Source organism: Paenibacillus sp. EKM211P (assembly GCF_011066175.1).
Classification (GTDB): Bacteria; Bacillota; Bacilli; order Paenibacillales; family Paenibacillaceae; genus Paenibacillus; species Paenibacillus polymyxa.
In genome coordinates, this window is record NZ_JAAMNS010000003.1 from 1 (window position 1) to 14,268 (window position 14,268).

The following is a 14,268-nucleotide window of genomic DNA, read 5'->3' on the forward strand; positions in this document are numbered from 1 at the left end:
TATATAACATTAACGCGGTGTCGTCTTAAACAAATTTAACATAAAAATAGGCTGTCGAAACTTTCTCGACAGCCTGAGGCCAACTTATGTTGGCCTTTTGGTCTTTCAGTTATTTTTTGCTTTGAGTCACTTTCCCCTTCACATCACCGATGCTTACTTTTCCATTGCCGCTCTGAATAATGACAACATCTTTTGCAACTTGATCAATATCCAGAGAGCCGTCACCTAACTCAATATATGCAGTACCCCCTATTTTATCTGCTTGAATATGTCCGTTTACATTTTCAATATTGACATCAGATGAGCTATTTTGAATAGTAATCCCACCATCTCTGTTGGTTAAATCAATGGCTCCACCGATTTCTTTAAGCGTGATATTACCATTCACATTTTCAATGCTTACATCCGAGGCTAAATTCGTTACTTGAATATCTCCATCTCTATGCGGATGTTTAATTTCTAGTTTCATTTTTTCCGGAATGATTAGCTTGACATCAACTGTTTGGGGACCTGTTGACATGAATTGGCCCTCGAAAAAAGTATTAAGAGTAGCTACACCATCTTTTCCCTCCAGACTTAATTTTAGCTTATCCATGTTGCTGCCATTAGCAACGACACTGGCTTGTATTTTATCTGTATTCTTGTTTCCGACAACTTCAATTTGACCGTTGCTATTATCTAGAACTAAGCTGGAAATACCGGCAGATGATAATTCAAGTTCCTTGTTTAAAGATGTTGCAGGTTTGGATGAACAGGCTGTAATTAACAGTAACATTGAGATCATCACTAAAGTAGTGAGCCATTTCATTACAATCACTCCGTTTCAGAATAGTTAGTATAGATTTAGATTACATCCCGTTTTGTAAAAATAGGATATGAAACGAGATGCATAGCGACCAGATGAAGTAGAAGGAGGAACAGTGAGAAGCCCAAGGTCATTCCTTCCACTGGCGTCGTTCCAAAAAAATAAGGATTGAGATCTGTACTGGAAAACACAAAGTATTTTGTCCAAGGCCATCCATTCATGGTGATACTCAGGACGAATCCTGCTATAGCTGCCAGCATAGAGAACACAATAGAAAATGTAACACTGCGAAATGCTGCAGAAATCATAAATGCAAATGTCAACACGATAACCATAAAAGGTATATTAAATAAAAACCCTCCTAACAAGGCTTGAATCATATCTGCCTGCTGAATGGTTTGATCCTTGACGAAGAAGTAGGGATCGCCGATCCCCTTAAAGCCAAACATTAATCCACCGAAAAATATGGCAGCCAGAAAAGTAAGCAAAACCAAAAATATTCCAAACAAGAGAGTTGCAATATATTTAGAAAAATAAATTTTTGAGCGTGTAGCTGAACGTGTCAGTAAAAATTTGATTGTACCGGCAGAAAACTCAGAGGCTACAATATCGCCAGCCACGATAAGAGCTAAAAGAGAGATACCTACAATTAAATTTCTGGATTGGCTCACTGTAAAACTCCAAGCATTGGATTGAGGAGCGATGTTATGGTCCAAATAATACTGATTCATCAAAATTTTTTCTGCTGCCATTTTTTTCTCAATGGGTAGAGCGTCTGACTTTGCTGCATCTCTCGTTAGCTTTGAATTTTCATGCTGTAAGAGTGTTTTCCATCCTTCATTGTACTCAGTCATACCAGAACTTTTTAAATTAGCCATCTGGATTAATACATACAAAATAAGCAGTATGATGATAAGCCAGGTACGTTTACGCTTATAAATCTTCATGTTTTCATTACGAATTAACTGAATCACTTTTCAATTCCCCCTGTGATTTCAATGAATTTATCCTCTAGTGTCTGTTTCGTAATCTGAACGCTGTATATGTTCACCCCCGTATCCATAAGTTTCTTTGTAATACCCGGAATTTGATCCTTTGTAATGTCAACTTGTAGAGTTTGTTGATCTGCAATAATTTCTTTCCCCGCCAGCATGGACTGGAATACAGGAAGAGCCAATTCGGGTCTGTCTACTTCAAACCGAACAGGAGCAAGCCGATTATCCATCATCTCAGCTACATTATGGATACCAATCAGTTTTCCCTTATTTAAAATCGCTACCTGATCACACATCAGTTCCATTTCAGCCATAAGATGGCTAGAAATAAGAACACCAACGCCTTCTTTTTGAGACAGATTGATTAAATGTTCCCGAAGCTCTCTTATTCCTGCTGGGTCTAGACCATTGGTAGGCTCATCAAGCACAAGTAAGGAAGGTTTATGGGCCAGTACAACGGCTAATCCCAGTCGCTGCTTCATTCCTAGAGAGTAAGTTCCCACTTTCTTATCAATGCTGTCCTCAAGTCCGACGAGCGAGATTACTTCCTGAATACGTTCCGAAGAAACCCCTGGCGACATTCTTGAGAAATGAATCAGATTGTCATAGCCGGATAAATATTTGTACAGATCTGGATTTTCGACGATAACCCCTACATGTCTCATTGCCTTTTCGAAGGAGCGATCAATATCTTGGCCGTGGATAAATACCTGGCCTCCCGATTTTGAACTTAACCCCACGATCATCCGAATAGTGGTCGTCTTGCCCGCTCCATTTGGGCCAACAAGACCCATGATTTCCCCCGCCTTTACATCCAAGGACAGTCCTTCAACAATGGTTTTCTTTCCAATCTTTTTACTTAAATTACGAATCTGTAATAGTGACAACAACGATTCCCTCCCCGCCAACAGTTTGATTGTCTATAAAGTATCAGGAGTGCAGTCATACTCCCTAGTGACAAAATGTCATGACCTTGTTATGATGTGAAAAGATTGAAAAAATTACCTTAATTTAAGAAGAATGGGGTACTTACATGCTTGGATGCAATATGCGCTGGTCTTGGCAGGAATGGATTGTTGCTGTATTCCGAATCTTGTGGTTGATTTGCTTTGTTTTGCTATCGTATCAAGACCGCCCATCTTTCCCTTTCACTGTTGTATTTATCTCTGTTCTCGTTTGCTATTCAATACCTTTGTTCATTGATCGAATTCATTACCGCTGGTATTTGTTGGCGGAAGTATTTCTAGTGGGTGGAATTTCCTTGCTATTTGCTCATCAATATGAGCTTGTCCGACTATTTCTGCCAGCTGTTTTTACGATTTCGTTTTATAGCCGTGGCCGTTCACATGCGGTAACTTTTCCTCTTGCGTTGGTGATGTTTTGTCTGGGAGGAAGAGGGGCGTTTCATTGGACGATAGAAGACGTATTCCAGAACCTAGTGGATGCTTCGTTTGTATACGGTATTGGTTTCGGATTACAAATGGCATTTCGTTCTATAGATCGGATCAAACAAAAACTCGAATTAATAAAAAAGCAGTATCAAACCCTGGAGCAGTATTCGACTCAGGTTGAACAAATGACACTATTGGAAGAAAGATACCGCATGGCTCGCGAGCTGCATGACTCGATTGGCCATACATTCACTTCCATTATCTTAGGTATGGAAACATTACGTCCTTATATCTCTTCTGAAGAGGGGACTGAAAGATTGCAGTCTGTTCTTCAACTTGGTCGCACAGGGCTCGAAGATATCCGAAAGCAAGTTCATCAGATGGACCCTATGGAGGAGGATCCATCTTTGGATCTATCCTTGCTAAATATCATTAATGAATTCAAAAAGAATACTGCCATTCGTGTTGTGTTCAGAACGATGGGGGAGCCGCTTCCTGTCATAAAACAGTCAAAACTGACCTTGTACCGCTGTTTACAAGAATTATTGACTAATGCCAGCCGACATGGGCATGCCAATTCTATTCAGGTGCTTCTTCACTACGACCGTAACCAGATCATTTTGCAGGTGCAGGACAATGGGAAGGGAAGTGACGAAATTAAGTTCGGGTTTGGTCTTTCAGGAATGAAAGAGCGGCTTTCGTCTCTTCAAGGCAAGCTATACCTTCATTCCAAAGAAGGCGAAGGAACGATTGTGACCTGTTCTATACCATTGCTTCAGGATACAGATGTTAGTAATCCAGAGATCAAGGTATTGTTGGTCGATGATCAATTACTCATTCGGGACAGTTTAGGCCTGTTGCTCAAAAACGAACCTGATTTTCGAATTCAAACGGCGGAAGACGGAAACGTTGCTGTAGATCAATGTGCCAGCGACCCGCCAGACGTTGTATTAATGGATGTACATATGCCCCAGATGGACGGTATTACTGCGACGAAGCTAATTAAAGAAAGCTGGCCTAACATACGTGTAATTATGATCACCACCTTTGATGACATTTCGTATGCTACGAAATCACTTGCTTTGGGTGCTGAAGGTTATGTACTAAAATCAATTGATCCAAGAGAGCTGGCTAATACGATACGGCTAGTGCATCACGGAGGAACGATGATAACCCAAGAAGTAGCAAGTACATTGTTTCAGCAAATGACAGGGACGATGAAGAATCCTTATGGACTGACAGAGCGGGAGTTGGAAATTCTGCATTGTTTAACTGAAGGACACCGTTATAAAGCAATTGCAAGCAAGGTTCACTTGTCTGAAGGAACGGTTCGAAACTATATTTCGACCATATACTCAAAAATGCAAGTGCAAAGCCGTGACGAAGCAATTGAAAAAGCTAAAACAGAGTTGCTTACAGACTATTAATAAAATGCAAGATGGATAGACTGCGTGTGTCACTTGTTTAAACAACGTGAAAGAGATATCCTACATTAGATAGAGGTTTTCAGCTTCGGAATTAAAAGAGTAGCTATATACGACCGAACCTAATAGATTGAAGTGAAAATAGCGTCGTCCTAAATTTGGTCAACGCTATTTTTGTATGCTGTGATCCGCAAGTATGTGCAACGTTTACCTTAGCAAAACCGTATATGTAGAATAGCAACTGTATTTTGTTGCATATCCATAGAAGTCTACCATTCTACAAACTTGCATTTGCGCTATCAAATGGGTGATAATGGAAGAGATACTTTCGACAGAAAATAGGGCTAAAGATAGAGAGGATACCTACAAAAGGTAGATCGGATTTACCGCATTTTTGTATATTATTGTAGAATAAGATCGTAATTCAGGTTATAGTAAAGGAAGAAATTAACTAGGATAGATTATACCCAAATACGTAATTGTGGAGGGAAATATGAGTACATTTAAAAATTGGTTGAATACAACTAAAAAAGGACTGGGCGACCAGGTTAAGAAATTTAAGAACAAAGATTTTATGGAAGCTGTTGTTGCAGGTTGTGCATTAGTGGCATTTGCCGACGGTACTATTAGTCCGGAAGAAAAAACAAAAATGGCCGGATATATAAATATCAGTGAGGAATTGAAAGTGTTTGATATGGGTGAGGTCATCAACCGTTTCAATCACTATGTAGCAAACTTTGAATTTTCACCTGAAATCGGCAAACAGGAAGCGTTAAAAGCGATTGGTAAATTAAAAGGCAAGCCTGAAGTAGGTCGACTTGTCGTCGGCGTATGCAGTGCCATTGGTGCAGCTGACGGTGACTTTGATGCCAATGAGCAACGGATTGTTGCTGAGATTTGTGGTGCGCTTGGTTTGAATCCGTCTGAATTTAGTCTGTAAATTTTACGGAAGGGAGGTGTGTTAATCAGTGGCTGTAATTAATCTGGTCAAAGGCCAGAAAATTGATTTGACCAAGGGAAACACAGGACTAACCAAGGTTATAGCCGGATTGGGATGGGATCCCGTGCAGTCCAAAGGATTTTTTGGTTTCAAGAAGCAACCCAATATTGATTGTGATGCTTCTGCCATTTTGCTGGATGCCAACGGGAAACTAACTCAATCTGACAATGTAGTATGCTTCCATAATAAAAAAAGCCCGTGCGGCTCAGTCGTGCATTCCGGTGATAATCTGACCGGAGAAGGTGACGGCGATGATGAACAAATTATGATTGACCTGGCACGGATTCCGGCCAATGTCGATAAAGTGCTTGTTGTTGTGAATATATATGATTGCGTAAACCGGAAACAGGATTTCGGCATGATCGAGAAAGCGTATATCCGCATTCTGGACGGTGCTAATTCTAAGGAACTGGTGACGTTTAATTTATCTGATAATTTTGAGGGAATGACTGCACTGATCTGCGGAGAGCTCTATCGCCATAACGACGAATGGAAGTTTGCTGCAATCGGTGCAGGCACCCATGCCGTACATATTGATGTGCTGGCTCAGCGTTATATGTAATTTTAGATTGCTCATACAAAAACTAATGAGAAACGGGGTACTTACTCATGGCAATTAACTTATCTAAAGGTCAAAAAATCGATTTGACGAAAACAAACCCAGGCTTGTCCAAAATCACGGTTGGTCTCGGCTGGGACACCAATAAGTACGATGGCGGTAAAGATTTTGACTTGGACGTATCCGTATTTTTGGCGAATGCGGACGGCAAAGTGGAAACGGAAAAGAACTTCGTCTTCTTTAATAATCCACAAAACGAGAACGGTTCTGTCGTTCATACCGGAGATAACCGCACAGGTGAAGGTGACGGAGATGACGAGCAAATTAAAGTTGATCTGAGCAATGTACCTGCTAACGTAGAAAAAATCGCTTTTACGATTACGATCTATGATGCACAAGAACGCAGCCAAAACTTTGGACAAGTGTCCCGTGCCTACGCACGTATCGTAAATGAGGCAAACAATGAAGAATTGGTTCGCTTTGATCTGGGAGAAGATTTTTCGATCGAAACAGGCGTCGTGGTAGGCGAGTTGTATCGCCATAGCGGTGAGTGGAAGTTCAATGCCATTGGCAGCGGTTACCAGGATGGTCTTGCAGGCTTGACACGTGATTACGGCTTAGCTTAAAAAATCTACACAAAGAAGGCAGGTATGCAGTATGACGATTAGTCTTTCCAAAGGACAACGTATTGATTTGACCAAAACGAATCCAGGCTTGACTCGTGTTGTCGTAGGTCTTGGCTGGGATACCAATAAATATAGTGGCGGCGCAGAATTTGACTTGGATGCTTCGGCTTTCCTGCTATATGAGGACGGTAAAGCGAAGGCAGCTGACGATTTTGTATTCTACAATAACCCAACAGGTGGAGCGGGTGCTGTTACTCATACAGGCGATAACCGCACAGGTGAGGGCGACGGGGATGACGAGCAAATTATTATTGATTTTGCAAAGATTCCTGCAAATATCCATCGTATTGGAATTACAGTTACGATTTATGACTATGAGGCACGTGCGCAAAACTTTGGACAAGTGTCCAATGCCTTTGTACGTGTGGTAGATGCGGCAACGGATCGTGAAGTGTTGCGCTACGATTTGGGAGAGGATTTCTCCACCGAAACAGCTGTGGTATTCTGTGAATTTTACCGTCACAATGCAGACTGGAAATTCCAGGCTATCGGTAGTGGTTTTGCTGGTGGATTGGGTGCGCTTGCTAAAAACTATGGCTTGGACGCTCAATAATATCCACATGGGGGTGGTGTCCAAAGGGCGCTACCCCTTTCTTTTTAAGCCATTGAAGGGCGTACGCTGAACACGACAAACGGACAGAAAGGTGACACAATCATGGCTGTTATCGTAGTAAAGGGGCAGAAGGTGGATTTGACCAAAACGAATCCGGGCCTGAGCCATGTCAACATAGGGATCGGTTGGGAGTCCTCAGCGGCTCTGGAACTTGATACTTCTGCATTTTTGCTGGGCCCTGGAGGGAAAGTATCAGGCGATGAGGATCTGATCTTTTACAATAATCCGACTACACCTTTTATCACCTATTCAGATGGACAACAGTTTGGTGACAAGAAACAGTTTTCCCTGGACCTAACCAGAATACCTTCCCATATCGAGAAGATTGCGTTTACGCTGACCATTTATGATGCGGATCAGAAACGGCAAAATTTTGGACAGGTTCAAGGCGGATTTATACGTTTTGCTCATCCGATAAGTGGAGAGGTTTTACGATTTAATTTGGATAGTGGCTTTACAGTCGAGACGGCCATTGTAATAGGCGAGCTGTACCGCCATAACGGTGAATGGAAATTTAACGCGATAGGCGCAGGCTTTTCTGGTGGATTGGATGCATTGTGTGAAAATTTCGGCATTGAAGTGGAAAATAATCCGGTTCCTCCGGTGCCGGTGCCTACACCACCTCCAGCACCTCGACCAGCACCAACACCGCCGCCTGCACCTCCTGTTCCAAAGCCAGAGCCATCTGCAACTCCGGTAAATCTGAATCTGCGGAAAATTGAGCTGAAGAAAAAGGGAGATACCATTAACCTGAAAAAGGGCTCAGGCGGTTTAGGTGAAATCCTAATCAATCTGAACTGGAATCAGGTACAGCAGAGTAAGGGCTTTTTCAGTCGTGGCTCCAAGGGTGTCGATCTGGATCTGGGCTGCTTGTATGAGATGAAGAACGGGGATAAAGGTGTCGTTCAGGCGCTTGGGGAAGTTTTCGGTTCTCTAAATCGCTTCCCGTACATTGCTCTGGATGGTGACGACCGTACGGGCTCTGTGAAAACAGGGGAAAATCTCCGTATTAATGGGGCTAAAATTTCTGAAATTAAGCGAATTTTGGTGTTTACCTTCATTTATGAAGGAGTCACGAACTGGTCACAAGCAGACGGGGTAGTCACGCTGTACCAGAAGGACGGGCCAGACATTATCGTTCATATGAATGAACATGACAATCGCAAAGGGATGTGTGCGATTGCAATGATCCAAAATGTGAACGATGAAACGTTTAGTATTGAGAGACTCGTACAGTTTTATGGCGGTCATCGTGAAATGGATCAGGCATATAACTGGGGCATGCGCTGGACGCAGGGTAGTAAATAAATTGAATTATCGGAGGCACTCTTTTCATGTTGAATGATTTATTTAAAAATATCAGCGAGAACTACGGGCATTTCTTTTCATGGAGTGATGTGGTAGGTACGCTTACTGACCCGGTGAGTTGGGGGATTATTGGAACTCTCATTTTGCTGGAAGGTCTTTTGTCGGCGGATAACGCCTTGGTTCTCGCAGTTATGGTTAAGCATTTACCAAAAGAGCAGCAGAAGAGAGCCTTATTTTACGGGATTTTAGGTGCGTATATATTCAGGTTTCTGGCCATCGGCTTGGGTACCTTCCTGATTAAGTTCACGCTGATTAAGGTACTGGGTGCGGCTTATCTGCTCTACATCGCTTACAAGGGCTTATTCAAGTCCGAGGGTGATGGAGAAGTGAAAAACAAACCTACTTCTTTCTGGAAAACCGTATTAATGGTCGAACTGATGGATATTGCCTTCAGTATTGACAGTGTCATTGCCGCTTTTGGTGTGAGCGAGAAAGTATGGGTTCTGTTCCTGGGTGGTATACTCGGCGTTCTGATGATGCGTGGTGTTGCACAAGTGTTCCTCAAGCTCATTGATAAATTTCCGGAACTGGAACAGACAGCCTTTATTATGATCGCCATTATTGGGGGTAAAATGTTGGCTGCTGCTTTTGGCTTTCACATGTCGCAAGTATTATTCTTCGGCATTTTGATTGCCGTCTTTGTAGGCACAATGATTCTTAGCTCGGCGAAAAGAAAGAAAAAGGCCGACAAAGAGGCTTAATGTACAAAGTATAGCGAAATCCCTCCTGAAACTAAGGGGGGATTTCTTTTATACCCGAGGCACAGGGCTTCAGTCAGGCGAGATAGAGCAAGAGGAGGGGAAGGGCCCTGAAATATTTTAATGATTTAACCTCTGAGGAAGTAGAAGCGATCTTTTGTACTCCACCGATGGAGTTTCATAACCGTTCACCCAAAAATATATTGGCTTATGCCATAGGAGCGGCTTTGTACATGCCGGCAACCCGCTCGGAAGTAGCGCAAGAGATCAAAAATGGAAAGCATGAAGGACTAACCACAGTCATTCTGGACTTGGAGGATGCTATAGGGGATCAGCAGGTCGGACAGGCCGAAGAATCGCTGGCACAGCAACTGCTTCTACTCTTGTCCTATGTACGGACAGGGGTGATGAGTGAACAGCAATTACCTTTGCTGTTTGTACGTGTGCGCTCTGTGGAACAGCTGGAACGACTGCTGAACAGTTTGGGAGAAACCCTGGCGCTGCTCACGGGCTTTGTCCTCCCCAAGTTCTCTTCTGATAATGGACGGGCGTATTTTGCACTCATTGCTGAATATAACCGGACTATGCATACAGGGGCAGGAGACGCAAGCCTTACGCCTGTGTTGTATGGATTGCCGATTCTTGAAAGCTCTAAAATTATTTATCGGGAAACCCGTTGGAAAGAACTGCTGGCGATTAAAGAAATTTTGGATGAGGTTCAGGAATATGTGCTGAATGTACGAATTGGGGCCACCGATTTCTCCAGTCTGTATGGGCTGAGACGCAGCCCGGATATTACGATTTATGAAATTGCCGTCATTCGGGATTGCATCGCAGATATTATTAACTTGTTCGGACGCGTGGACTCGGATTATGTTGTTTCCGGTCCTGTATGGGAGTATTTCTCTCACCGAGAACGTATCTTTAAACCTCAATTAAGAGTATCGCCCTTCGAAGACGCATTTGGGAAGCCGGGACGCCACTTGCGAATGGACTTCATCTCAGATGCAGTGGACGGACTGATTCGCGAAGTCATGATGGATAAGGAGAATGGTATTATCGGCAAAACGATCATTCATCCGTCCCACATTAAGCCGGTACAGGCCATGTATGCGGTGACCCATGAAGAGTACATGGATGCACTTGAAATTGTTGAACGTAACGACGGTAGCCTAGGTGTATTCAAGAGCACCTATGCCAACAAAATGAATGAAATTAAGCCTCATTTGAATTGGGCTTATCGTATTATAAATAGATCTAAAGTATACGGGGTGTTACATGAACAACAACATTTTGTCAGCCTCTTACCCAACCATGAAAACACATCTGCTGCCAATTCTGGAGCAGTTCAGCGTTAGAATTACGGAGACTCATAATCCATTCCGTCTTCCTGTGGACAAGCTGTTTGCAATGGCGGCACGGGTCAATAAAAAGCGTTCGTTTTTGTTTGTCAGCAAGGTGCTGGGCAAGCATATTTCGGTAAATCCATACACCTCTCTGTTAAGTGGGGCGGCCCTGGCGATCCTCCTATATAAAGAGCTTGTCCCACAGTCAGGACAACAGATGGATAAACTGATTGGAGAGGCCGTGAGAGGACTTCTTGACCCGAATTATGCAAAAGAGGCCTATCAAAAGCTGATGGATGAGCGTTTGGCTTTTTCTTTTCCAGAACCGATTAAATTTGTTGGTTTTGCCGAGACCGCTACAGCACTGGGACACAGCATGTATCGGTTGTTTGATGGCGGTGCCACGTATATTCATACGACACGCGAGGATATTCCGGGCCTTCGGCCTATTATTCGGTTTGAAGAAGAGCATTCTCATGCTGTTGATCATCGTTGTTATGCACTGAATGAGGATGCTTTTGCCGGAGATGGACCCATTGTGCTGGTAGATGATGAGATTACGACGGGAAAAACAACGCTTAATATTATACGGGATATTCAGGAACATTTTCCGCGCAAACAGTATGTGATAGCTTCGTTATTGGACTGGCGGACAGACAGCGATGAGCGAGCTTTTGCTGATCTGGAAGCAGAGCTAGATATTAGGATTACGCCTCTAAGTTTGCTCAAAGGAAAGATAGAAATACAGGGAACACCGGTACTGGATCACGCAGAATATGCCGGACAGACCGGGAACGCAGAGCATGCAGCCACTAGCACCGCAGAGGTTAATAAAGATTTGTCTGGAACAATTGACCGCTGTTTTGAAGAGGATGCTTCCGCTTTTGAGCGGATATCACATACCTCCATATCTACCGACGGGTACGCCAATACAGCTCCTTATCTTAAATATACAGGCCGTTTTGGTCTACAATCCGCCGACAATCCAGCGCTGGATGCAGAAATCGCGTACACAGCTGAACGACTGAACCAACTTCGTTCAGGACAACGAACACTGGTAATGGGTACGGGGGAATTCATGTACATTCCAATGCGGATTGCAGCGGAGTTAGGCCCGAACGTATATTATCAGTCCACCACACGCAGCCCGGTGTATCCCCATAGAGAAGAAGGGTATGGCGTCGCAAGTGGCGTGACCTATCCCTCACCTGAGGACAGTACGGTACGCAATTTTATTTATAATGTAGAGCCAGGTCAATATGACGAAATATTCGTTTTGCTGGAAAGAGAGTCGGACCCAGAGCGAATGAAGCCCATGTTGGAGGCATTGAGCCGTCTGGGCTGTGATAAAGTGCATGTCGTTTATTTTAATGGTTTAACTAGGCAGGAGAGTAAAGGAGCGCGGATATGAAGCAAGCACTTATGGAGCAAATACAGCAGAAGAACATTCATCCGCCCGTACCGCTAGGCAGTTATCCTGCCTCGGATGTCACCTTTTTATTAAAGGATTTGAGCCAGGTTGCGTTGGAAAAAGGGACGGAGGATCGGGAAGAAGCGATACAGTCGGGCGTCCATTATTCAGAAATGCTGCCAGTGGAATATCAGCCCACAGCAGAGTATATTGGATTGTTTCACGACACGCTTGCCCAATCTGCCGAAAAGGTTGCATTAGCGGCAGCTTCTGTGGCTGAGATGATTGTGAGAAAAAGAGGATTGAACACGGCGATTGTTTCTCTTGCCAGAGCAGGGACGCCTATTGGTATCCTGATCAAGCGTTATATTGACTGGAAGTATGGCGTATCCTTGCCGCATTACAGTATTTCTATTATTCGTGGCAAAGGCATTGACCGGAATGCTATTTTGTACATTCTACAGCAGCATGGGCTGGGGATTGAACTTCAGTTTGTCGATGGCTGGACGGGGAAAGGCGCCATTCGTCAGGTGTTGATCGAGGCCTGTCGTGAGATGAATGCAGATTACGGGCTGCGCCTAAATGATGATCTGGCGGTGCTGGCCGATCCGGGTAGCTGCTCGGAGACCTTTGGTACACGAGAAGATTATTTGATCCCGAGCGCTTGTCTGAATTCAACCGTATCAGGTCTGATGAGCCGGACGGTATTACGCGATGATCTGATAGGTCCGGACGACTTTCATGGGGCTAAATTTTATGAATCCTGGCGGTCGGTGGATCAATCCAATACGTTTGTGGATACGGTGTCCGGTTATTTTCAAGCCGTGGCTAAAACGGCGGCTGCCTATGCGGAACAGATGACATTGAATCCGCCTGTCGTGACGTGGCGGGGCTTACGGGATATTGAGGCGATTCAGCAGGCATTTGGGATTCGGGATATTAATCTGGTCAAGCCGGGAGTGGGGGAGACGACTCGCGTACTGCTCCGCAGGGTGCCATGGAAAATTCTGATTGACCGTGAAGATAATCCGAATCTTCAGCATATTATGCTGCTGGCCAAGGATCGTGGAGTGCCTGTTGAGGTATTTGAAGGATTGACCTATTCCTGTTGCGGGATCATCAAGCCGCTCAAAGGGGGACAAGAATGATCTACGCCAGTGACCTGGATCAGACGCTGATTTACTCCAAACGCTCGCTTGGCGTGCCGCTGGAGTCCCCTGGTCTGTTGCCTGCGGAACAGATCGATGGGGCGACGTCGGCCTTTATTTCTGCACAAGCTTTGCAATGGCTCAAGACACTACCGGCAGATGTCATGTTTATGCCTGTGACGACTCGGACCATGGAACAGTATAGACGAATCACCGTGTTTCAGACGGAGCTGGTTCCCGCATATGCCGTGACCAGTAATGGCGGAAACATCATTGTCGGAGGCGAGGTGGACCGAGGGTGGAATCGACGTATTCACGAACAAGTACGCCGCGATGGTGCTCATGCGGAAGAGGCACGTCAGGTGTTCGGACAGGTTCTTCATGAAGACTGGGTCGTAAACGAGCGTTTTTGCGATGAACTATTTTATGCTTTTGTAATTGAACGGGATCGGATGCCGCTGGAACAGGTGCTGGAGAAGGGGCGGATGATGCATGAAATGGGCTGGGAGGTATCCATTCAAGGGCGCAAAGTATATCTGGTGCCTGCGGCCGTGAATAAACAGGCAGCCGTGGCGCATATCCGTAACCTCACCAATGGGGGAGCTGTGGTTGCATCCGGTGACTCTTTACTGGACCGTTGTCTGCTTGATTATGCCGACTATGCGATTGCCCCGCGTCATGGTGAATTGTATCGGGAACAGCAGCGGGATAAGCTAGAGGTCAATTACCGATTTACGGAAGTGTCGGGGGTTTATGCAGCAAATGAAATTATGGAATATGTCTATGAGGTACACGGGAGCATGACAGCGTCTCGTACTTCATGA

General features: G+C 44.3%; 14 protein-coding genes. 11 read left to right on the forward strand and 3 right to left on the reverse strand.

Annotated features, from left to right (window positions below; genetic code table 11):
- Positions 1 to 109: 109 nt before the first annotated feature.
- From G9G57_RS05945 to G9G57_RS05955, 3 genes are read right to left on the reverse strand one after another with little or no spacing between them, the layout of a single operon-like run.
- Entirely contained in the window at positions 110 to 808 is a 699-nt protein-coding gene (locus G9G57_RS05945; protein WP_044786353.1) for a DUF4097 family beta strand repeat-containing protein, read from the reverse strand.
- A 35-nt stretch (positions 809 to 843) separates the two neighbouring features.
- On the reverse strand, positions 844 to 1,779 hold the full coding sequence (locus tag G9G57_RS05950) for an ABC transporter permease (protein ID WP_017426299.1): 936 nt from the start codon (positions 1,777 to 1,779) through the stop codon (positions 844 to 846).
- The gene (locus G9G57_RS05955; RefSeq protein ID WP_017426300.1) at positions 1,776 to 2,687 is read right to left on the reverse strand and encodes an ABC transporter ATP-binding protein; all 912 of its coding nucleotides are present in this window, start codon (positions 2,685 to 2,687) and stop codon (positions 1,776 to 1,778) included. Before G9G57_RS05955 ends, G9G57_RS05950 begins: the two co-directional genes overlap by 4 nt.
- Positions 2,688 to 2,833: 146 nt before the next feature.
- Here G9G57_RS05955 and G9G57_RS05960 point away from each other — a divergent pair, with 146 nt between their 5' ends.
- The 11 genes from G9G57_RS05960 (at position 2,834) to G9G57_RS06010 (ending at position 14,268) form a co-directional block, all read left to right on the forward strand.
- Positions 2,834 to 4,618: a hybrid sensor histidine kinase/response regulator transcription factor gene (locus G9G57_RS05960; protein WP_045244158.1), complete on the forward strand. Its 1,785-nt coding sequence runs from the start codon at positions 2,834 to 2,836 to the stop codon at positions 4,616 to 4,618.
- Positions 4,619 to 5,108: 490 nt separating this feature from the next.
- Positions 5,109 to 5,555 (forward strand): tellurite resistance TerB family protein, encoded by a 447-nt coding sequence (locus tag G9G57_RS05965; RefSeq protein ID WP_013369616.1) that lies wholly within the window; start codon positions 5,109 to 5,111, stop codon positions 5,553 to 5,555.
- Positions 5,556 to 5,583: 28 nt separating this feature from the next.
- Positions 5,584 to 6,177 (forward strand): TerD family protein, encoded by a 594-nt coding sequence (locus G9G57_RS05970; protein ID WP_017426303.1) that lies wholly within the window; start codon positions 5,584 to 5,586, stop codon positions 6,175 to 6,177.
- Positions 6,178 to 6,224: 47 nt separating this feature from the next.
- A complete protein-coding gene (locus G9G57_RS05975) occupies positions 6,225 to 6,800 on the forward strand; it encodes a TerD family protein (protein ID WP_016821472.1) in 576 nt (191 codons plus the stop codon).
- A gap of 31 nt (positions 6,801 to 6,831) precedes the next feature.
- Positions 6,832 to 7,413, forward strand: a complete 582-nt coding sequence (locus G9G57_RS05980; RefSeq protein ID WP_013369619.1) for a TerD family protein — start codon at positions 6,832 to 6,834, stop codon at positions 7,411 to 7,413.
- A 102-nt stretch (positions 7,414 to 7,515) separates the two neighbouring features.
- A complete protein-coding gene (locus G9G57_RS05985; protein ID WP_039276823.1) occupies positions 7,516 to 8,781 on the forward strand; it encodes a TerD family protein in 1,266 nt (421 codons plus the stop codon).
- Between the two features lie 26 nt (positions 8,782 to 8,807).
- Positions 8,808 to 9,542, forward strand: coding sequence for a TerC family protein (locus G9G57_RS05990; RefSeq protein ID WP_013369621.1), 735 nt, complete (start codon positions 8,808 to 8,810; stop codon positions 9,540 to 9,542).
- Positions 9,543 to 9,709: 167 nt separating this feature from the next.
- On the forward strand, positions 9,710 to 10,897 hold the full coding sequence (locus G9G57_RS05995; RefSeq protein WP_164964653.1) for an HpcH/HpaI aldolase/citrate lyase family protein: 1,188 nt from the start codon (positions 9,710 to 9,712) through the stop codon (positions 10,895 to 10,897).
- A gap of 52 nt (positions 10,898 to 10,949) precedes the next feature.
- A complete protein-coding gene (locus tag G9G57_RS06000; protein ID WP_107734143.1) occupies positions 10,950 to 12,296 on the forward strand; it encodes a phosphoribosyltransferase family protein in 1,347 nt (448 codons plus the stop codon).
- On the forward strand, positions 12,293 to 13,444 hold the full coding sequence (locus G9G57_RS06005) for a cysteine protease StiP family protein (protein ID WP_164964654.1): 1,152 nt from the start codon (positions 12,293 to 12,295) through the stop codon (positions 13,442 to 13,444). Before G9G57_RS06000 ends, G9G57_RS06005 begins: the two co-directional genes overlap by 4 nt.
- The gene (locus tag G9G57_RS06010; protein WP_107734128.1) at positions 13,441 to 14,268 is read left to right on the forward strand and encodes an HAD family hydrolase; all 828 of its coding nucleotides are present in this window, start codon (positions 13,441 to 13,443) and stop codon (positions 14,266 to 14,268) included. The genes G9G57_RS06005 and G9G57_RS06010 overlap by 4 nt, the downstream gene beginning before the upstream one ends.

Excerpts from the sequence above, each read along its gene's own strand:
- G9G57_RS05960 (WP_045244158.1), top strand. The coding sequence starts at position 2,834 with ATGCTTGGATGCAATATGCGCTGGTCTTGGCAGGAATGGATTGTTGCT.
- G9G57_RS05980 (WP_013369619.1), top strand. The coding sequence starts at position 6,832 with ATGACGATTAGTCTTTCCAAAGGACAACGTATTGATTTGACCAAAACG.
- G9G57_RS05985 (WP_039276823.1), top strand. The coding sequence starts at position 7,516 with ATGGCTGTTATCGTAGTAAAGGGGCAGAAGGTGGATTTGACCAAAACG.
- G9G57_RS05995 (WP_164964653.1), top strand. The coding sequence starts at position 9,710 with ATGGAGTTTCATAACCGTTCACCCAAAAATATATTGGCTTATGCCATA.
- G9G57_RS06000 (WP_107734143.1), top strand. The coding sequence starts at position 10,950 with ATGGCGGCACGGGTCAATAAAAAGCGTTCGTTTTTGTTTGTCAGCAAG.
- G9G57_RS05945 (WP_044786353.1), bottom strand. The coding sequence starts at position 808 with ATGAAATGGCTCACTACTTTAGTGATGATCTCAATGTTACTGTTAATT.
- G9G57_RS06010 (WP_107734128.1), top strand. The coding sequence starts at position 13,441 with ATGATCTACGCCAGTGACCTGGATCAGACGCTGATTTACTCCAAACGC.
- G9G57_RS05990 (WP_013369621.1), top strand. The coding sequence starts at position 8,808 with ATGTTGAATGATTTATTTAAAAATATCAGCGAGAACTACGGGCATTTC.
- G9G57_RS05965 (WP_013369616.1), top strand. The coding sequence starts at position 5,109 with ATGAGTACATTTAAAAATTGGTTGAATACAACTAAAAAAGGACTGGGC.
- G9G57_RS06005 (WP_164964654.1), top strand. The coding sequence starts at position 12,293 with ATGAAGCAAGCACTTATGGAGCAAATACAGCAGAAGAACATTCATCCG.
- G9G57_RS05975 (WP_016821472.1), top strand. The coding sequence starts at position 6,225 with ATGGCAATTAACTTATCTAAAGGTCAAAAAATCGATTTGACGAAAACA.